Here is a 17,483-nt window from a genome sequence, read left to right on the forward strand (position 1 = left end):
TCGCAGCGGACGAAAAAAGCGAGGGGTTCAGGTCGCTTGTAACGGGGTGTGTTCAAACGCTCGGTTCGGGTGACGGGCGGCAAATGGCACGACAGCCGGTATCTACCGGCGTTTGCGGCCACATCAGTCAGCCGGTTCGCGGAACACAGCAGTCAGCGTTGACCTGGAACCGGCACAAGCCAGTCCGCATCGAGCAAGCGTAGACCCGAATCCGGGGAACCGAAAGGCGAGGGTGTGAAGGGGTGCGACAATGCGTCGCAAAGGGGCTGGATGCTGCCGCACCGAGAATGGTGCGGCAGAGGTGTACGCAATGCTTACTTCTTGTTGTCTTCAGTAATCAGCTTTTCTGTATTCAATCCGTGTGACAGGCTGTACACATAAGCGGCCAGCAATTGCACTTTATCGTTACCCAACAGCTCGTTCTGCGCCGGCATGTGGCCCTGACGACCATGGCGTATGGTCTGCTCGAGTTGAGTCAGACTGGTGCCATAGATAAACCCGGCCGAGTGCGTCAGATTCGGCGCGCCCATGGCTTCAGTGCCGTGGCCGGTTGCCCCATGACAGGCAACACAAGTGGTGCTGAACGCTTGCTGTCCCGCCTGCAGGTCAGCTTTGCTGTCGGCGGGCAATGGCAGGCCGGCCAGTTCGTGACGCACATAGGCGGCCACGTTCTTCACCCCGGCTTCGCCGAGCACTTCGCCCCAGGCCGGCATCGCCGCCATCCGGCCACCCATGATGGTGGTCTTGATGGTCTCGGCCTCGCCGCCCCAGCGCCAGTCGCTGTCGGCGAGGTTAGGGAAACCGAACGCGCCTTTGGCGTCGGAGCCGTGACACACCGAGCAATTGGAGGCGAACAAGCGGCCACCCATTTTCAGCGCCTGCGGATCCTTCGCCACTTCTTCCACCGGCATGGCGGCGAACTTGGCGAAGATCGGCCCGAATTTGGCGTCAGCTTTGTTCATTTCCTTTTCCCATTCGTGCACGCCGGTCCAGCCATCCTCGTAACCGGGAAGAATGCCTTTCCAGTTGCCCAGGCCCGGATAGAGGATCAGATAGCCCACGGAAAACACCAGCGTGCCGGCGAACAGCATGAACCACCACTGCGGCAGCGGGTTGTCGTACTCCTCGATGCCGTCGAAGCTGTGGCCCATGGTCTGGTCGACGCTGCCCTTGGTTTCGCCCCGGCGGGTGCCGATCAGCAGCCACGTCAGGCCGATCAGGCTGCCGATGGTCAGTACGCAGATCCACGTACTCCAGAAGGTGGTCATGGCCGGGTACTCCTTGTTTCATTTGCTTGGGTTGTTTCGGCTGGCGGTTCGTCGGCGAACGGCAGCAGACGTGCTTCGGCGAATTCCGGGGTGCGCTTGCGGTTGAACACCCAAAGCGTCAAACCGACGAAGGCGACGAACACCACGACCGTGCCGAGGCCGCGAATCAGGCCTGCACTCATTTCAATGATCATCGTGCTCACCTCTTGCTCTTGATCGCAGTGCCGAGCACTTGCAGGTAGGAGACGAGGGCGTCCATTTCGGTCTTGTCCTTGAGGCTGGCCACTGCGCCGCTGATGTCGTCGTCGGTGTACGGCACGCCGAGGGTGCGCATGGTCTTCAGCTTGGTTTCGGTGTGGCTGCTGTCGACCGCTTGCGTAACCAGCCACGGATAGGCCGGCATTTTCGATTCCGGTACGACGTTGCGCGGGTTGTACAAGTGCGCGCGGTGCCAGTCATCCGAGTAACGCGCGCCGACCCGGGCCAGATCCGGACCGGTACGTTTCGAGCCCCAGAGGAACGGGTGATCCCAAACGCTTTCGCCGGCCACCGAGTAGTGCCCGTAGCGCTCGGTTTCGGCGCGGAACGGGCGGATCATCTGCGAGTGGCAACCGACACAGCCTTCGCGGATGTAGATGTCGCGGCCTTCCAGTTGCAGCGCGGTGTAGGGCTTCATGCCTTCCACCGGTTTGTTGGTGACGTCCTGGAAGAACAGCGGGACGATCTGGGTCAGGCCGCCGATGCTCACGGCGAACACCATGAGCAACATCAACAGGCCGACGTTCTTTTCAATCGTTTCGTGTTTCATGGCGGACTCCTCAGGCCATCTGCGCGGCAGCAACGACGTCAGCAGGCTGCGAGGCCCGCACGGTGCGCCAGGTGTTGTAAGCCATCAGGAACATGCCGCTGAGGAAGATCGCCCCACCAATCAGCCGCACGACGAAGCCTGGGTGGCTGGCCACCAGGGTTTCGACGAAGGAGTAGGTCAGCGTGCCGTCCTCGTTCACCGCGCGCCACATCAGGCCCTGGGCGATGCCGTTGACCCACATCGACGCGATGTAGAGCACGGTGCCGATGGTCGCGAGCCAGAAGTGCGCGTTGATCAAACCGACGCTGTGCATCTGCGCTTTACCGAAGATTTTCGGGATCATGTGGTACAGCGCGCCGATCGAGATCATCGCCACCCAGCCGAGAGCGCCGGCGTGAACGTGGCCGATGGTCCAGTCGGTGTAGTGGGAGAGGGCGTTGACGGTCTTGATCGCCATCATCGGACCTTCGAAGGTCGACATGCCGTAGAACGCCAGCGAGACCACGAGGAAGCGCAGGATCGGGTCGCTGCGCAACTTATGCCAGGCGCCCGAGAGGGTCATCATGCCGTTGATCATGCCGCCCCAGCTCGGTGCCAGCAGAATCAGCGACATCACCATGCCCAGCGACTGTGCCCAGTCCGGCAGCGCGGTGTAGTGCAAATGGTGCGGGCCGGCCCAGATGTACAGGGTGATCAGAGCCCAGAAGTGCACGATCGACAGGCGATACGAATACACCGGACGCTCGGCCTGTTTCGGCACGAAGTAGTACATCATCCCGAGGAAACCGGCGGTGAGGAAAAAGCCTACGGCGTTGTGGCCGTACCACCATTGCACCATCGCGTCGGTTGCACCGGCGTACACCGAGTACGACTTGGTGAAACTCACCGGCAACTCAAGGTTGTTGACGATGTGCAGAATCGCCACGGTGATGATGAACGCGCCGAAGAACCAGTTGCCCACATAGATGTGCTTGGTCTTGCGCTGCATGATCGTGCCGAAGAACACGATGGCGTAGGCGACCCAGACAATGGTGATCAGGATATCGATCGGCCACTCCAGCTCGGCGTATTCCTTGGAACTGGTGTAACCCAGTGGCAGGCTGATCGCCGCCAACAGGATTACCAATTGCCAGCCCCAAAAACAGAACGCGGCAATTTTGGGTGCAAACAACTGGGTTTGGCAGGTGCGTTGCACCGAGTAGAACGAACTGGCGAACAGCGCACAGCCACCGAACGCGAAGATCACCGCGTTGGTGTGCAGCGGGCGCAGACGGCCGAAACTGGTCCAGGGCAAATTGAAGTTGAGTTCGGGCCAGACCAATTGGGCCGCGAGAAAAACCCCGAGCCCCATGCCGACGATGCCCCACACCACCGTCATAATGGCGAATTGGCGGACCACCTTGTAGTTGTAGGCGGTACTGATAGAAGTGTTCATGGTTCCCCATCCACGGTTCAGCCGAAGTGAGTGCGCGCAAAACACGCGGCGAATCCTTCGTCTGGAGTTATAGGCAGACTAAAAGCGAGGCAAGCATGGACAAACAGCACAAGGCCAGTATTGACGGGGATCAATGGGCGCAGTGTGTGCGGGATCATGGGTGGCTTTGGGATGCCGCCAGTGGTGAGGCTTCGGCGACGTTGATCCTTGCTCACGGTGCTGGTGCGCCGATGGATAGCGAGTGGATGACGGGTATGGCTGGGCGCCTTGCCGGGCTTAGGGTGAATGTGTTGCGGTTTGAGTTTCCTTATATGGCGCAGCGGCGGGTGGACGGGGTTAAGCGGCCGCCGAATCCTGCGGGGAAATTGCAGGAGTGTTGGCGTGAGGTGTATGGCGAAGTGCGGCGTCATGTCGCTGGGGTTTTGGCCATTGGCGGGAAGTCGATGGGGGGGCGGATGGCGAGTCTGCTTGCTGATGAGTTGGGGGCTGATGCGCTGGTGTGTCTGGGGTATCCGTTTTATGCGGTGGGGAAGCCGGAGAAGCCGCGGGTTGAGCATTTGGCTTCTTTGCAGACGCGGACGTTGATTGTGCAAGGCGAGCGGGATGCGCTGGGCAATCGGGAGGCGGTCGAGGCTTACACCTTGTCACCGAGTATTGAGGTGGCGTGGCTAGCGGCCGGCGATCATGACCTCAAGCCATTAAAGGTTTCTGGGTTTACCCATGAGCAGCATTTGGCCAGCGCCGCCGAGCGTGTGAGCGGGTTTCTTCGGGGTAGATCGAGTTGAATTGGATTTTGAACTGCATGGAGATCGGCTCCCTTCCCCCTCGCCCCCTTGGGGGAGAGGGCTGGGGTGAGGGGGTAAATCTTGAACGCGACACATTTTTCGATCTGAGTGCATATCCATTCCTGCGGTAACGGCCACTTAGGGTTCCGCCCTTACGGCGGGTCACTTTTTCCAGACGCCGAAAAAGTAACCAAAAACGCTTGCTCCTACGTGCGGCCCGCTCGCTGGGGCTCGGGGTTCCTTCGCTCCGGGAGCGATCCGGGCGCAGCGTCTCCGGTTTGCTTCGCTGCACCTCCTCCCGCTGTGTTCGACTGCGTCGAACGGTCGCTGCGCTCCCACCCCCGGATCAATCCCTCCACTCAGCCTTCCGACGTCGCCCGTGGATCAAGATCAAGAGCAGGCGAGCTGACACTCGGCCTATTGAGTGGTGAAGAGCGCGGGGGTTCGGCTTTGGTTTTGTGGTGGATTCGCCCCTCACCCCAGCCCTCTCCCCAAGGAGAGGGAGCCGATTTGTGGGCTTTTCAAGATCTGAGTTCAACGCGGTATCGCACGTCGGCGTAACTCTCCCAAACACCTCGATCAGTCCCCTCTCCCTCCGGGAGAGGGTTAGTGGGGGCTTTTGATCTGTTTCAGAATCTGAGTTCAATTCGGTATTTCACGTCGGCGTAACTCTCCCAAACACCTCGGTCAGTCCCCTCTCCCTCCGGGAGAGGGCTAGGGTGAGGGGCTTTTGATCTGTTTCGGAATCTGAGTTCGACTCGGTATTTCACGTCGGCGTAGCTCTGCCAAACACCTCGGTCAGTCCCCTCTCCCTCTGGGAGAGGGTTAGGGTGAGGGGCTTTTGATCTGTTTCAGAATCTGAGTTCGACTTGGTATTTCACGTCGGCGTACCTTGCCCAAACACCTCGGTCAGTCCCCTCTACCTCTGGGAGAGGGGGAGGGGGAGGGTGAGGGGCTTTTGATCTGTTTCAGAATCTGAGTTCGACTCGGCATTTCAAGTCGGCGTAGCTCTGCCAAACACCTCGTTCAGTCCCCTCTACCTCTGGGAGAGGGTTAGGGTGAGGGGCAATTTCGCTGACACGATAAAGAACTGGAAGCGCTCACTGTCCAGCATTTCCTGTGCGTAAACATGATTTTGTGAGCACGTTTAAATTACACAACACGTTACGCTGCGGGGCCTACAACACCTTGCGCCGTTACCTACGCGTACGCCAGAATCCGCCGGCTTACACGACCATGGCGCGGGCTATATCGTTTCCCTGCCACTGCCCATCAGTGGCCGGGTTTAGTAGCCCGTATGGTTTTAGTAAGTGCATAGGTCCCATAAAGTCAGGCGCATCTGCCTGTACTCAATGGTGGCTGTGCTCAGGGCGCTTTCGAGCGCGCCGGTCTTGCTAATTCCTCCGGTCTACTAACCTGCGCACAGCCGCCACCCTTCTTTTAGTAGAGAACGGTCGCGGCCCTTGATCAGGAATTAGATATTTATGTTCAAAGCCACGCCAAACCCTCCGGGCATCGACCCAACCCCTCACGACCCAGCGCTTGAGTCTCAAAAGACAAAAGAAGCAGCCGACCGCGCCCTCGACTACTACCTCCGACCCGAAGCACTGGCGGCCCCGCCAAACTCGCCCAAGTTTCGCCCCGTCTATCTCGTCGACCCCACGCTGGACGACGAAACCCTGCTGGTCGAGGCGAGCGAGTCGCTTTCATACGCCCATGCCATGGCCGGTAACATCGCCAACTCAATCGGCGGCCCGGAACGCAAGCCGCTGCTGGCGCTGCAACAGGTGATCATGCTCAACGAACTGTTGGTCAATCGACTGCTGGATAAATTGAAGCTGCCTCAGTAGTTATTGGGCCGGCCCTCACCCTAACCCTCTCCCAGAGGTAGAGGGGACTGACCGAGGTGAATGTGCCAGGTGCACCGACTTGAAATACCGAGTCGAACTCAAATTCTGAAATGCACAGAGATCGGCTCCCTTTCCCCCTCGCCCCTTGGGGGCGGTCCGACGTTTCGGGAGGGCTGGGGTGAGGGGGAAGTGTTCACTGACACAACAAAAAACCCGGAAGCTCTCGCTCTCCGGGTTTTTTGTTATCACCACATCAATCAGCGGTTAAACCGCTCCACCAACGAGTACTGCGTATTCGCCGTTTTCGTTAGCTCTTCACTCAGCAACGCCGAGTTATGCGCTTGCTCGGAAGTCTGATCCGCCAACTCCGAAATATTGCTGATGTTGCGGCTGATCTCTTCAGCCACCGCACTTTGCTCTTCGGTCGCCGCAGCGATCTGCGTGGTCATGTCGGTGATGTTAGCCACCGCTTCACTGATCCCGACCAACGCCTGATCCGCTTCCAGCACCCGCGCTACACCTTCTTCAGCCTGGCGATGCCCGGCTTCCATGGTTTGCACGGCACTCGAAGCCGTCTGCTGCAACTTGGCGATCAAGGCGTGAATCTGCCCGGTGGATTCGCTGGTGCGTTGCGCCAGTTGGCGAACTTCGTCAGCCACCACGGCAAATCCACGGCCCATTTCACCGGCACGCGCGGCTTCAATCGCAGCGTTCAGCGCCAGCAGGTTGGTCTGGTCGGCGATGCCTTTGATCACGTCGACCACGCCGCCGATTTCGTCGCTGTCCTTGGCCAGTTGGGTGACGGTCAAACCGGTTTCCCCAACAACCACGGACAGACGCTGAATGGCTTCGCGGGTTTCGCCGGCGATGTCACGACCGCGACCGGTCAGACGATTGGCTTCCTGAGTCGCGTCAGCAGTGCGTTGTACGTGGCTTGCCACTTCCTGAGTCGTGGCGGCCATCTGGTTGACGGCGGTGGCGACCTGTTCGGTTTCCACGCGCTGACGTTCCAGGCCGCTGGAGCTGCTGTGCGCCAGTCGGTCGGACTGCTTGGCCTGATCGGTCAGGTGCTCGGCGGTGTCCTGCAGACGGGTCAGGCAGGTTTTCAGACGGGCTTCCTGGCTGAGGATCGACATTTCCAGACGCGCCTGGGCGCCACGGCTGTCGGTGTACATCTGCGCGATCAGCGGGTCGGAGGTGGTCTGCTCGGCCAGACGCAGCAGGCGTTTGAGCCCGCGTTGCTGCCATTGCAGGCCCATCAGGCCCAGCGGCACCGACAGACCGGCGGCGAGGGCGAAGCCCCAGTGCGAGTTCAGGGTCGCGCCGATCACGAAGCTCAGTTGACTGACCAGAATGAACGGCAGCCAGTCCTGCAGCACCGGCAGCCATTTATCGCTGGAAGGGATCGCCGACTTGCCTTGGTTGATGCGTTGGTAGAGCGCTTCGGCACGGCGGATCTGTTCGGCGGTGGGTTTGATCCGCACCGACTCGTAACCGACCACCTGATTGCCGTCGAACACCGGTGTGACATAGGCGTTAACCCAGTAATGGTCACCGGTCTTGCAGCGATTCTTGACAATGCCCATCCATGGCAAGCCTTGTTTCAGTGTGCCCCACATGTGCGAAAACACCGCAGCCGGAACGTCGGGGTGACGGACCAGGTTGTGCGGCGCACGGATCAGTTCCTCACGCGAAAACCCGCTGATTTCGACGAAAGCGTCGTTGCAGTAGGTGATCACGCCCTTGGCGTCGGTTGTGGAGATCAACCGCTGCTGAGCCGGGAAAGTCCGTTCGCGTTGTGTAATGGGCTGGTTGTTACGCATGGTTTTTCAATCCGCAAGGCTTTGAAAGGTTGTCGGCGGTGACAGCTTTTTATTGAAATTTTTTTTCAATAATCAGCACGGCGTCGCAAAACGGCGCTTGCTTCAGCCGGCGAGCATCGGATAGGTGAACAGGCCGAAATGCAGCAGGTTCAAGCCGAAATGCGTGGCGATCGCCGCTCCGAGCCCGCCAAAACGGTAGGCCAGACCATAGCCGACGCCCGCCAGCCCTGCCAGCAACACCCAGGTCCAGCCCGCGCCGGCATGCACCAGACCAAACAGCAACGAGGCCAGCAGCAGGGCGAGGTTGTCGCCGTACGGCAGGTGTTTGAAGCGCTGGCTGAGGCCGCCCTGTATATAGCCGCGAAACAGCGCTTCTTCGACCAAGGTCACCAGCAGCAGGTTGTTCAGCACCCATAGCCACGCCTGATCCGGCCACTTCGGCGCCCAAGCGATTACGCCCAGCAACAGCGCGCCGCCGAGAGCCAGAACCGCGCTCAGCGTCAGGGCGAGAGCGGTGGCGTACACGCTCAGGCGCAACGACCGTCGCCCGACAATCCACGGGCAGACCAGCAATAGCCAGAAACCAATCAGCGGTTTATCCAGATTCAGGTACATCGAGAACGGTACGGCGTCATCGGTGAAGCGTTGCGGATCGATGGCGCGACCGTTGGCGAAGCCCGGCAGCCAGTGCAACGCCAGCGCCAAAGCCAGCACGATGAACAGGCCATGGCCGAGAAAACGCGCGACCGGCACCTGTTGCTGGCGCACGGCAAAGCCTGCAAACACAAGCAATCCAACGGAAATCAAAGCCAGCCAGCCGAGGTGGCCGTAGCTCAGCGCCCATCCATAACCGAGGCTGAGAAGTGCCAGATAGAGCCATGGCAAAGCCTTCATCGAAAGTCCCTGTGCAAATGTGTGGAGGGGCTTTCTACACGGGTGGGGGCGTTGGGACAAGTGAAGGTGTGGCGGTGATCGGGGACAACCAAAATATCCTTGGTAACCCGATCAACTGTAGGAGTGAGCCTGCTCGCGATAGCGGTGGATCAGCCAACATCTGCGTTGAATGACACACCGCTATCGCGAGCAGGCTCACTCCTACAGGGTTTTGCGTTTGGCTTGGGATCAGTGCAGATTGAGTTTCGCCGCCGCACGCTCGGTGATTTCCGTGCGCAGCTTCAGCGATGGCGCCGCCCGCAAACGTGCCTCATCGACAATCGCCCCCGGCGCAGTCTCCGGGCTGCCCGCGTTGAAGGGCGGCGCCGGCGCGTATTCCAATTGCAACTGGATCAGTTGCGCCGCGTCGGCACCCACCAACTCTTCAGCCAAGACCAAGGCAAAATCAATCCCCGCCGTAATCCCACCGCCGGTAAAAAGATTACCGTCACGCACCACCCGATCCTTCACCGCAATCGCGCCCAGTGTCGGCAGCAAATCGTGATACGCCCAATGCGTGGTCGCGCGTTTGCCTTGCAGCAGGCCCGCCGCGCCGAGGACCAACGAGCCGGTGCACACTGAGGTCACATACTTCGCCTGAAGGGCCTGGCGTTTGATGAAGTCCAGCGTCTGCGCGTCTTCCATCAACGGCCCGACACCGCCGCCACCGGGAATGCAGATCACATCCAGACACGGGCAATCCTCGAACGTCGTGGTCGGTTTCAACAACAGACCAGTGCTGGCGGTGACCGGCATCAGATCCTTCCAGATCAAATGCACCTGCACACCCGGCAGCGAGGCGAGCACGTCATAAGGCCCGGTCAGGTCGAGTTGCTGAACCTGCGGAAACAACAGAAAACCGATCTGCAGCGTCATCATTCTTGCTCCATGAAAAGGGGTGGACGGCTTCACTGTAGGCGCGTAGGTTCTGGCGCATACGCCAATAACCCCACGAATTACGCCAAATGCCCAAAGCCATCCACGTACTCGCGTTCGCCAATATGCAAATCCTCGACGTCACCGGACCCTTGCAGGTGTTCGCCTCGGCCAACGACATCGCCCGCCAGCGCGGCATGCCGATCCCTTATGCGCCGAGTGTTATTGCCAGCAGCGGCGGGGCGGTGATGTCGTCGGCGGGGTTGGCGGTGTTGGCCGAGCCGTTGCCTGAAGCGCCCAGCGATACGTTGATCATCGCCGGTGGTTGGGGCATTTATCCTGCCGCCGAAGATGTGCTGTTAGTGGATTGGGTGCGCGAACACGCCGGCAAATGTCGACGCGTGGCCTCCGTGTGTACGGGGGCATTTCTGTTGGCGGCAAGCGGTTGGCTTGATGGCCGCCGAGTGGTCACCCACTGGACCCGTTGCGAACAATTGGCGCAGCAGCATCCGAAACTGCAAGTCGAAGCCAATCCGATTTTCATCAACGACGGCCCAGTCTGGACCTCGGCAGGTGTCACCGCCGGCATCGATCTGGCCCTGGCGATGGTTGAAGAAGACTTGGGCAGCGACATCGCCCTGGACGTCGCCCGTCATCTGGTGGTGTTCCTAAAGCGCCCGGGCGGGCAATCGCAATTCAGCGTGACCTTGTCGTTGCAGAATCAGGGCAATCGTTTTGATGAACTGCACGCGTGGATCGCCGAAAACCTCACCTGCGATCTCGGCATCCCGACCCTGGCCGAACAGGCTGGCATGAGTGAACGCAGTTTCGTCCGCCACTACCGCGCCGACACGGGGCAGACCCCGGCGCGGGCGATTGAACTGATCCGTGTCGAGACGGCGCGGCGACTGTTAAGCGACACCGGATTGCCGGTCAAACGCATCGCCGCCAATTGCGGATTTGGCAGCGAAGAGACGTTGCGTCGCAGTTTTCTGCGGGCGATTGGTGTGACGCCGCAGGCTTATCGGGAGCGGTTTTCGGTCAGCGCTTTAACAGATCCAGCAATGCCTTAAGGAAATGCCTAACCGAACAACACTTTTAACCAATGATCTTCGCCAACAATGGCGATTGGTACGCCGTTATCTCTGAGCTCAACGGCCTTTTTTATCTTGGTTCCATAGCTACTGTGCAACCATTGTTCGTTGCCGATATTGCCAACGACCAGATAATGAACCTTTTTGCTGACGGAACCGCCAATCAGTCCGCCTCGCTCGACGATCAAGGATTCACATTCCTTGCGTGGTCCATACGACATCACGCCGGTAAACAGGAACACTCGATCAGGCAAACTAAGTTCCGGGGCGGGGTTATCGAAAGGAAGGCTAGTAGGCGCGTAAGTCATGGTCGCAGCACCGGCTGGCAAACCAGCGAATTGATGAAGCATTCCCAGTAATTCAACAGACTCATCGGCATCCAGCACGCCGTCACTGAGCATGTTGGCAAGACGTCTATATAGAATGTTTACGACCGGATCTTCCAAGTGCACCAAGTGGGTTTCGATCCAAGTCTTGAGAAACTCGGCTTCCTGCTGGTTAATCTTTCCGTCTGCGGCTAGCCCGACAGCAATACCTGCCAGAGCATCTGCCGAACGCCTGTCAATCCGCGCTTCGTGAAAGAAACGACTGTTTTGAAACTCCTGATGCAAATCGACCATCGCTGCTTCTCCTTAAGCCTCGGCTTCCGCCACCTGATTGAAATACTTCGTCCGATCCGGGGTAAACGTCACCCGCATCTTCGTTCCTGTGCAGGTCAGCGAACGCTCTTCACTCAAATCAATATCCAGATCCTCACCGCGCAAGCCCTGCCACTGCGCCAGATATTTCAGTGAGCCATACTTTTCGTTTTTCTTCAGGCTGCGGCTCACGCCACCCTTCCAGCCGAGCACGGGCAATTCGCCGGCGAGACATTTTTGTGCGAGGTCGGGAAAACGCGCGGCGCGCTGGCGGCCGATTTCCCAGCATTTGATCAGGCCTTTGTCCGCGGCTTCCCAAAGTTGGGTGCGGGTCAGGCCGCTGCGAAGGGGCGTGTCGATGGTGCGTTGGACGTGCTGGGACATTCTGGTTCCTTGAATTCGGGTTTTGTTGGACAGCTCCGCTGTGCCCGTTGCGGTGGATGGTAGGGGTGGATGTAACGGCTGGCAACAAGGTATTTCAGGGTGTAAGTGCAGTTTGCGGGGAAGGGATTGGCAAGGATTTGTTTAATAGATGCAGGCATCCAGACACGCCCTCTGTGGCGAGGGAGTTTGCTCCCGCTCGGCTGCGCAGTAGCCGCAAAGCCAGGCAATACGGTGGTTTTGGCACAATTGGGATAAGGAATCGGGGCCGCTTCGCGACCCGGCGGGAGCAAGCTCACTCGTCACAGGAACTGCGACTCTGTTTATTTGTGTGTAGGGGTTAGCCCCGGGAAGCGCGTAGATGCGGCAGATTTCCTACATACCCTGGCGAAATTACGGCTGCCACTCACTCTTTTCCCCGCTCAAACGCCGATCGAGAAAACTCGCCGCACTGATCAACGCCAGATGTGTCAGCGCTTGCGGCGTATTGCCCAGATGCCGGCCATGGCTGTCGAATTCCTCGGCATACAACCCCAGCGGATTGGCATAACGCAGCAATTGCTCAAACTCCAGATGGGCTTTTTCCACTTGCCCGGCGCGAGCCAGGCATTCGACGTACCAGAACGAGCACGCCGCGAAGGCGCCTTCGGTGCCGGCCAGGCCATCGATATTGCTGTCGTCGTTGCGATAGCGATAAACCATGCCGTCGCGCACGAGGGTCTTTTCGATGGCCGCGAGGGTCGACAGCCAGCGCGGATCCTTGGCGCTGACGAAACGCACCAGCGGCATCAACAACATCGAGCCATCCAGCGCCGTGCCACCCTTGTACTGAACGAAATGCCCGCGCTCTTCATTCCAGAAGTTGTCCCAGATATCGGCGTAGATCGCTTGCCGGGTCTGATCCCATTGCGCAAACGGTGCCGGCAGCGAACGTTTCGACGCCAAACGAATGGCCCGGTCCAGCGCTACCCAGCACATCAGTCGCGAGTGCAGAAAGTGGTGCTGTTCACCGCGCATTTCCCAAATGCCTACATCCTTGGTCTGCCACGTCTCACAGACTTGATCGACGACTTCACGCACATGTTTCCAGCCTTCGTGGGAAATCGCGTCGCCATATTTGTTGACCAGATACACCGCGTCCATCAGTTCGCCGAAGATGTCGAGCTGGATTTGGTCGTACGCGCCGTTGCCGATGCGCACCGGTTTCGCGCCGCCGTGTCCCGACAGGTGATCAAGTTCGGTTTCCGGCAATTCCTGTTGCCCGTCGATGGCGTACAGAATATTCAGTTTCACCGGTTGCCCGTGGCAATCGCTGACCCGTCCGCGCAGCCAGCCCATGTAGGCGTTGGCTTCGCCGACAAAGCCCAGGCGCATGAACGCGTACACCGTGAACGAGGCATCGCGGATCCATGTGTAGCGATAATCCCAATTGCGTTCGCCCCCCGGCGTTTCCGGCAGGCCGAAGGTCGCGGCAGCGAGAATGGCGCCGTGTTTGCGCGAGGTCAGCAGTTTCAACGCAAGGGCCGAGCGGTTGACCATTTCCCGCCAGCGCCCGCGGTAAATCGACTGACCGATCCAGTCGCGCCAGAACTTCAGCGTGCGCTCCATGCACAAGTGTCCGGCGCCTTCGGCGAATCGTGGATCATCGGTCGCACCGAGCATGAACGCCGCCGTTTGATCTTGCTTGAGCGTGAATTGCGCCACCGCCGCTTGCGCGTCGATCTGTATTGGCTGGTCCGAAGCCAGGCGCAGTGACGGTTGGCCAGCCGCGCTGAACGTCACGTCTTGTTGATCCATCTCTGCCCGGGTGTCGGCTCGGGCGTAATCGTGGCGCACGGCGCAGCGCATCGTGAAAGTCGCCGAGCCGCTCACCACGCGAACCCGCCGCATCAGCAGTGGCAGGGCATCGTCACTGTCTCCGATGGGCAGCAGATCGGTCACTTCCACCACCGCGCTTTCACTCAGCCAGCGGGTTTGCAGGACATTGGTGTCGGGCAGATAGATCTGTTCGCGGCGCGCATCGGGCAAGTCCGGCGCCAACTGGAAAATCCCCGCGTCAGGGGTGTCCAGCAACGAACAGAAAATCGATGGACTGTCGAACTCCGGCCAACAGAAAAAATCCACGCTGCCACGGTCGTTGATCAGTGCCGCGCTGCGCATGTCGCCGATGATGCCGTGGGCATCGATCGGGCTTTGTCGTTCCAGGTGATGCTCAGCCATTGCCGCGAAACTCCGGATAGAGGCTCATGCCGCCGTCGATGAACAGGGTGGTACCGACGATGTAATCGGAGGCGTCCGAGGCGAGAAAGACCACCGCATTGGCAACGTCCTCAGCATCGCCGATGCGCCCGTAGGGAATCAGTTCGAGCAGCTTTTCAGCGGCCGCGCCTTCGGTGGCGTCTTGATTGATCGGAGTGCGAATCGCCCCCGGCGCGATGCCATTGATGCGAATGCGTTGATGGCTGACTTCCTGCGCGAGGGTCTGCATCAGTTGATCGACGCCGCCCTTGGACGCGGCGTAATTGACGTGCCCGGCCCAGGGAATGCGCTGGTGCACCGAGCTCATGTGGATGATCTTGCCGGCCGCGCGCGACACGCCTTGGCGAACGCCCTGGCGATTGAAGATTCGCAGGGCGGCGCGGGCGCAGAGGAACTGCCCGGTGAGGTTGACGCCGATCACCGCGTTCCAGTCGTCCAGCGACATATCCACAGCGGCGGCGTCTTTTTGCATACCCGAATTGGCCACCAGGATGTCCAGTGAGCCGAAGGCATCGATGGCCGCCGAGAACAGCCGCTCAACCTCGTCTTCCTTCGAGACATCAGCGCGAATGGCGATGGCCTGCCCACCGTCAGCGATGATCTGCCGGGCCAATGCTTCGGCCGGTTCGGCCTGACGGTTGTAGTTGATGACCACTGCCGCGCCGGATGCGGCCAGAGCTTTGGCGCACGCGTGGCCAATGCCGGAGCTGGCGCCGGTGATCAGGGCTGTTTGTCCGGTGAGGGAAATGTGCATGCAACGTCGCGCCTTGGGTCGGTGGGCTTATTTAGCTGACTGACGGGCGGCGGCGAGAGTTCATCTCGCGATCATGAAAAGATCGATAGCTTTAGACCTGATAGCGCCCACTGGTGCGATGCCACTCCACGCTGCCGGCCAGCCAGCACTTGAGGCCTGTCAGATAGCATTTGAGTAACGGCGAGGCCTGCGGCAGTACGCTGCTTTCTGCCGCCTCGTACAAATGCATGATTTCGTCGTGAATGGCGGCACTTTGCGCCATCGCTTGTTCAGGCGAGCATTGCTGTTCGCGGATCAACAGCAATGGCAGGTTGAAATCACCGATCCCGGCCTGCTGTTCCTTCAGCGCCGAAAAAAGATCATTGGCAATGATCGTCGCGCTGGCGGCCAGTGTCGTGACGCGTCGCACATCGGGTGCGCTATACACATTCGCGGGCAGTTCATAGCCTCCGATGATGTCGATCAACGACAGGCACGGCAGGAAACTGTTGACCTGACGGTGGGCCAGGTATTCCCAGAGCGCTGGCGTGAGACCTTCGGTGCGCCAGGTCGCTTCGGCGCTCATGGTCACGAACATGGCGATGATTTCATGGCGTACGCGGGCGACCTGTGCTGGTGTGGCGAGGGCCTCCACCCGCGCCAGATAGCCGCGCAGAGCGACCAGTACCGGATCGCTGCTCAGCGCCTGCTCAAGGCCGGGGCGGAAACGTTCGCTCAAGTAAACCGGTTCCAGCGCCGCCAGCGCCACGGACAGGCGCGGGCCGACCATTTTCGGTTCCGATCCGGTTCTCTCGTCATCACAGTAGTAATCATCGACAGCGAAGAGGGCGGCAAAACATTGCGCCGCCAGTAGCAGACGATCGGGATCGTCGGTGTCGGTATGGCAAAGCATGGCGAAGCGGCCGAAGCCCATGGCGCGCACCTTTGCATGCCGTCCTGGAAAAATCCCCACCTGCTCGATCCACGGCATGAGGCGATCATCCACTTCTGCGGCCAGAGAAGAGTTGACTCTAAAGGGTGCAGGTCCATACAGCGGCGGGACGGTCCAAGGCGATTTCATCGACGATTCCTTCACGGTTGAGCGCAGGGTCATCAGAGCCCGATTGGCGAAAAAAGGCACCTGTCAGACCTGACAGGTCTGAGCGCTTTGCGACAGATGGTCGTCGTGGTTCCAGGAACTCGACGGATGTTTCTGTTGGCCTGCTCAGTGATCACCGGCGGACTCGCGTGGGTGGTGAGTTGCCTGATCATTGAAAGGACCCGGGGTTTCGCACTTTCACATTCCACCAACAATTGCGCGCTTCCACGCCACCCGACCCTATGGCAACTTGGCGGCCCTTGATGAGGCTGCAATCCATGGCAAACCCCTACCGCGAACTATTCAACGACCCCGGTGCACGCAATTTTGTACTGGCCGGAATGATCGCGCGCATGCCGATCTCCATGACCGGTATCGGTGTGATCACCATGCTCTCGCAGTTGAAGGGCGGCTATGCGTTGGCGGGTGCGGTGGCGGCGACGTTCGCACTGGCAACGGCGTTTTGCGCGCCACAGGTGTCGCGGCTGGTTGACCGCTATGGCCAGCGAAAAATTCTCCCGGCATCGGCGTTGATCGGCGGCGGGGCGCTGTTGATGTTGCTGCTCTGCACCCGCTTGCAGGCGCCAGCCTGGACGCTGTTTGTGTTCGCTGCGCTGGCCGGGTGCATGCCGAGCATGTCGGCGATGGTGCGGGCGCGCTGGACGGAAATCTATCGTGGCCAGCCGCAACTACAGACTGCTTATGCGCTGGAGTCGGTGCTCGATGAAGTCTGCTTTATCGTCGGAGCGCCGCTGTCGGTCGGGCTGTGCGTGACGCTGTTTCCCGAAGCCGGGCCGTTGGCGGGGCTGTTGATGCTGGCAATTGGCGTTACAGCATTTGTTGCCCAGCGCAGCACCGAGCCAACGGTGCATCCGCATGAGGAACACCATCAAGGCTCGATCATTCGTTCCACGGACATGCAACTGCTACTGCTGTTGATGACGGCCATGGGCGTCATCGTCGGTGTCATCGATGTCGTCAGCGTTGCGTTCGCCCAGCAACAGGGTCAGCCCGCGGCGGCAAGCATTGTGTTGTCGGTGTACGGTATCGGCTCATTTCTGTCCGGTATCGCTTTCGGTGCGATGCGCTCGAAGTTGCCATTGCCGCAACTGTTTTTGTACGGTGGAGTGGCGACAGCGGTGACGACACTGCCGCTACTGCTGGCGAGCAATATTTTCGGCTTGTCGGTGGCCGTGTTCGTCGCCGGGCTGTTCTTCTCGCCGACGCTGATTGTGGCGATGGCGTTGATCGAGCGCATCGTGCCGCCGGCCAAACTGACGGAAGGCCTGACCTGGCTGGTAACGGGATTGAGCATCGGCGTGGCGATCGGTGCGGCGGGCTCTGGTGCGTTGGTCGATGCCTTCGGCGCGCGCAGCGGGTTCTGGCTGGCGATCGTGGCCGGGGCGGTGGTGTTGGGTTCGGCGATACAGAGTTATCGCCATCTGAAATGAGATTGTCATTGTGGGAGCGAGCCTGCTCGCGAAAGCGGTCTGTCATTCAA

General features: G+C 59.8%; 16 protein-coding genes. 4 read left to right on the plus strand and 12 right to left on the minus strand.

The window, feature by feature from the left end; genetic code table 11:
• Positions 1 to 314 precede the first annotated feature (314 nt).
• From ccoP to ccoN, 4 genes are read right to left on the minus strand one after another with little or no spacing between them, the layout of a single operon-like run.
• Positions 315 to 1,268: a cytochrome-c oxidase, cbb3-type subunit III gene (ccoP, locus tag VY732_RS09690; protein ID WP_116032124.1), complete on the minus strand. Its 954-nt coding sequence runs from the start codon at positions 1,266 to 1,268 to the stop codon at positions 315 to 317.
• A complete protein-coding gene (locus tag VY732_RS09695) occupies positions 1,265 to 1,462 on the minus strand; it encodes a cbb3-type cytochrome oxidase subunit 3 (protein WP_116032266.1) in 198 nt (65 codons plus the stop codon). Before VY732_RS09695 ends, ccoP begins: the two co-directional genes overlap by 4 nt.
• 5 nt (positions 1,463 to 1,467) lie before the next feature.
• Positions 1,468 to 2,076: a cytochrome-c oxidase, cbb3-type subunit II gene (gene ccoO / locus VY732_RS09700; RefSeq protein ID WP_077571868.1), complete on the minus strand. Its 609-nt coding sequence runs from the start codon at positions 2,074 to 2,076 to the stop codon at positions 1,468 to 1,470.
• 10 nt (positions 2,077 to 2,086) lie between these two features.
• Positions 2,087 to 3,511: a cytochrome-c oxidase, cbb3-type subunit I gene (gene ccoN, locus VY732_RS09705; RefSeq protein WP_008082029.1), complete on the minus strand. Its 1,425-nt coding sequence runs from the start codon at positions 3,509 to 3,511 to the stop codon at positions 2,087 to 2,089.
• Between the two features lie 95 nt (positions 3,512 to 3,606).
• On the opposite strand from ccoN, the gene VY732_RS09710 reads away from it, so the two are divergent.
• Together VY732_RS09710 and VY732_RS09715 are read left to right on the plus strand one after the other, a co-directional pair.
• Positions 3,607 to 4,296 (plus strand): alpha/beta family hydrolase, encoded by a 690-nt coding sequence (locus VY732_RS09710; protein ID WP_331695272.1) that lies wholly within the window; start codon positions 3,607 to 3,609, stop codon positions 4,294 to 4,296.
• Positions 4,297 to 5,780: 1,484 nt separating this feature from the next.
• Complete coding sequence (locus VY732_RS09715) at positions 5,781 to 6,146, plus strand: DUF6124 family protein (RefSeq protein WP_331695273.1); 366 nt, start codon at positions 5,781 to 5,783, stop codon at positions 6,144 to 6,146.
• Positions 6,147 to 6,403: 257 nt separating this feature from the next.
• Here VY732_RS09715 and VY732_RS09720 read toward each other — a convergent pair whose 3' ends face one another.
• The 3 genes from VY732_RS09720 to inhA all read right to left on the minus strand — a co-directional run bounded on the left by VY732_RS09720 (position 6,404) and on the right by inhA (position 9,778).
• A complete protein-coding gene (locus VY732_RS09720) occupies positions 6,404 to 7,969 on the minus strand; it encodes a methyl-accepting chemotaxis protein (RefSeq protein ID WP_137218046.1) in 1,566 nt (521 codons plus the stop codon).
• Between the two features lie 102 nt (positions 7,970 to 8,071).
• On the minus strand, positions 8,072 to 8,863 hold the full coding sequence (locus VY732_RS09725) for a CPBP family intramembrane glutamic endopeptidase (protein ID WP_077571872.1): 792 nt from the start codon (positions 8,861 to 8,863) through the stop codon (positions 8,072 to 8,074).
• Between the two features lie 228 nt (positions 8,864 to 9,091).
• Positions 9,092 to 9,778 carry an isonitrile hydratase gene (gene inhA / locus VY732_RS09730; RefSeq protein WP_123592799.1) on the minus strand — a complete coding sequence of 229 codons (687 nt, stop codon included), beginning with the start codon at positions 9,776 to 9,778 and terminating at the stop codon, positions 9,092 to 9,094.
• 89 nt (positions 9,779 to 9,867) lie between these two features.
• Between inhA and VY732_RS09735 the strand changes: the two genes are divergently transcribed.
• Entirely contained in the window at positions 9,868 to 10,851 is a 984-nt protein-coding gene (locus VY732_RS09735) for a GlxA family transcriptional regulator (RefSeq protein WP_331695274.1), read from the plus strand.
• Between the two features lie 8 nt (positions 10,852 to 10,859).
• On the opposite strand, the gene VY732_RS09740 is transcribed toward VY732_RS09735, so the two are convergent.
• The 5 genes from VY732_RS09740 to VY732_RS09760 all read right to left on the minus strand — a co-directional run bounded on the left by VY732_RS09740 (position 10,860) and on the right by VY732_RS09760 (position 15,964).
• Positions 10,860 to 11,492: a BRCT domain-containing protein gene (locus VY732_RS09740; RefSeq protein ID WP_116032112.1), complete on the minus strand. Its 633-nt coding sequence runs from the start codon at positions 11,490 to 11,492 to the stop codon at positions 10,860 to 10,862.
• Between the two features lie 12 nt (positions 11,493 to 11,504).
• Positions 11,505 to 11,894 (minus strand): hypothetical protein, encoded by a 390-nt coding sequence (locus VY732_RS09745; RefSeq protein WP_331695275.1) that lies wholly within the window; start codon positions 11,892 to 11,894, stop codon positions 11,505 to 11,507.
• Between the two features lie 390 nt (positions 11,895 to 12,284).
• Positions 12,285 to 14,111, minus strand: a complete 1,827-nt coding sequence (locus VY732_RS09750; protein WP_331695276.1) for a glycoside hydrolase family 15 protein — start codon at positions 14,109 to 14,111, stop codon at positions 12,285 to 12,287.
• Complete coding sequence (gene fabG / locus VY732_RS09755) at positions 14,104 to 14,904, minus strand: 3-oxoacyl-ACP reductase FabG (RefSeq protein ID WP_331695277.1); 801 nt, start codon at positions 14,902 to 14,904, stop codon at positions 14,104 to 14,106. The genes VY732_RS09750 and fabG overlap by 8 nt, the downstream gene beginning before the upstream one ends.
• A 91-nt stretch (positions 14,905 to 14,995) precedes the next feature.
• A complete protein-coding gene (locus tag VY732_RS09760; RefSeq protein WP_331695278.1) occupies positions 14,996 to 15,964 on the minus strand; it encodes a family 2 encapsulin nanocompartment cargo protein terpene cyclase in 969 nt (322 codons plus the stop codon).
• A gap of 296 nt (positions 15,965 to 16,260) precedes the next feature.
• Between VY732_RS09760 and VY732_RS09765 the strand changes: the two genes are divergently transcribed.
• Positions 16,261 to 17,433 (plus strand): MFS transporter, encoded by a 1,173-nt coding sequence (locus VY732_RS09765; protein ID WP_331695279.1) that lies wholly within the window; start codon positions 16,261 to 16,263, stop codon positions 17,431 to 17,433.
• The last annotated feature ends 50 nt before the right edge of the window (positions 17,434 to 17,483 follow it).

It is taken from the genome of Pseudomonas sp. ZY71, from assembly GCF_036542145.1.
Classification (GTDB): domain Bacteria; phylum Pseudomonadota; class Gammaproteobacteria; order Pseudomonadales; family Pseudomonadaceae; genus Aquipseudomonas; species Aquipseudomonas koreensis_A.

Bases quoted from the DNA above. Each gene is read 5' to 3' on its own strand.
- VY732_RS09710 (WP_331695272.1), top strand. From the start codon at position 3,607: ATGGACAAACAGCACAAGGCCAGTATTGACGGGGATCAATGGGCGCAG.
- VY732_RS09715 (WP_331695273.1), top strand. From the start codon at position 5,781: ATGTTCAAAGCCACGCCAAACCCTCCGGGCATCGACCCAACCCCTCAC.
- VY732_RS09735 (WP_331695274.1), top strand. From the start codon at position 9,868: ATGCCCAAAGCCATCCACGTACTCGCGTTCGCCAATATGCAAATCCTC.
- VY732_RS09695 (WP_116032266.1), bottom strand. From the start codon at position 1,462: ATGATCATTGAAATGAGTGCAGGCCTGATTCGCGGCCTCGGCACGGTC.
- ccoN (WP_008082029.1), bottom strand. From the start codon at position 3,511: ATGAACACTTCTATCAGTACCGCCTACAACTACAAGGTGGTCCGCCAA.
- VY732_RS09720 (WP_137218046.1), bottom strand. From the start codon at position 7,969: ATGCGTAACAACCAGCCCATTACACAACGCGAACGGACTTTCCCGGCT.
- VY732_RS09760 (WP_331695278.1), bottom strand. From the start codon at position 15,964: ATGAAATCGCCTTGGACCGTCCCGCCGCTGTATGGACCTGCACCCTTT.
- ccoO (WP_077571868.1), bottom strand. From the start codon at position 2,076: ATGAAACACGAAACGATTGAAAAGAACGTCGGCCTGTTGATGTTGCTC.
- VY732_RS09765 (WP_331695279.1), top strand. From the start codon at position 16,261: ATGGCAAACCCCTACCGCGAACTATTCAACGACCCCGGTGCACGCAAT.
- VY732_RS09740 (WP_116032112.1), bottom strand. From the start codon at position 11,492: ATGGTCGATTTGCATCAGGAGTTTCAAAACAGTCGTTTCTTTCACGAA.
- VY732_RS09750 (WP_331695276.1), bottom strand. From the start codon at position 14,111: ATGGCTGAGCATCACCTGGAACGACAAAGCCCGATCGATGCCCACGGC.
- ccoP (WP_116032124.1), bottom strand. From the start codon at position 1,268: ATGACCACCTTCTGGAGTACGTGGATCTGCGTACTGACCATCGGCAGC.
- VY732_RS09745 (WP_331695275.1), bottom strand. From the start codon at position 11,894: ATGTCCCAGCACGTCCAACGCACCATCGACACGCCCCTTCGCAGCGGC.
- fabG (WP_331695277.1), bottom strand. From the start codon at position 14,904: ATGCACATTTCCCTCACCGGACAAACAGCCCTGATCACCGGCGCCAGC.
- inhA (WP_123592799.1), bottom strand. From the start codon at position 9,778: ATGACGCTGCAGATCGGTTTTCTGTTGTTTCCGCAGGTTCAGCAACTC.
- VY732_RS09725 (WP_077571872.1), bottom strand. From the start codon at position 8,863: ATGAAGGCTTTGCCATGGCTCTATCTGGCACTTCTCAGCCTCGGTTAT.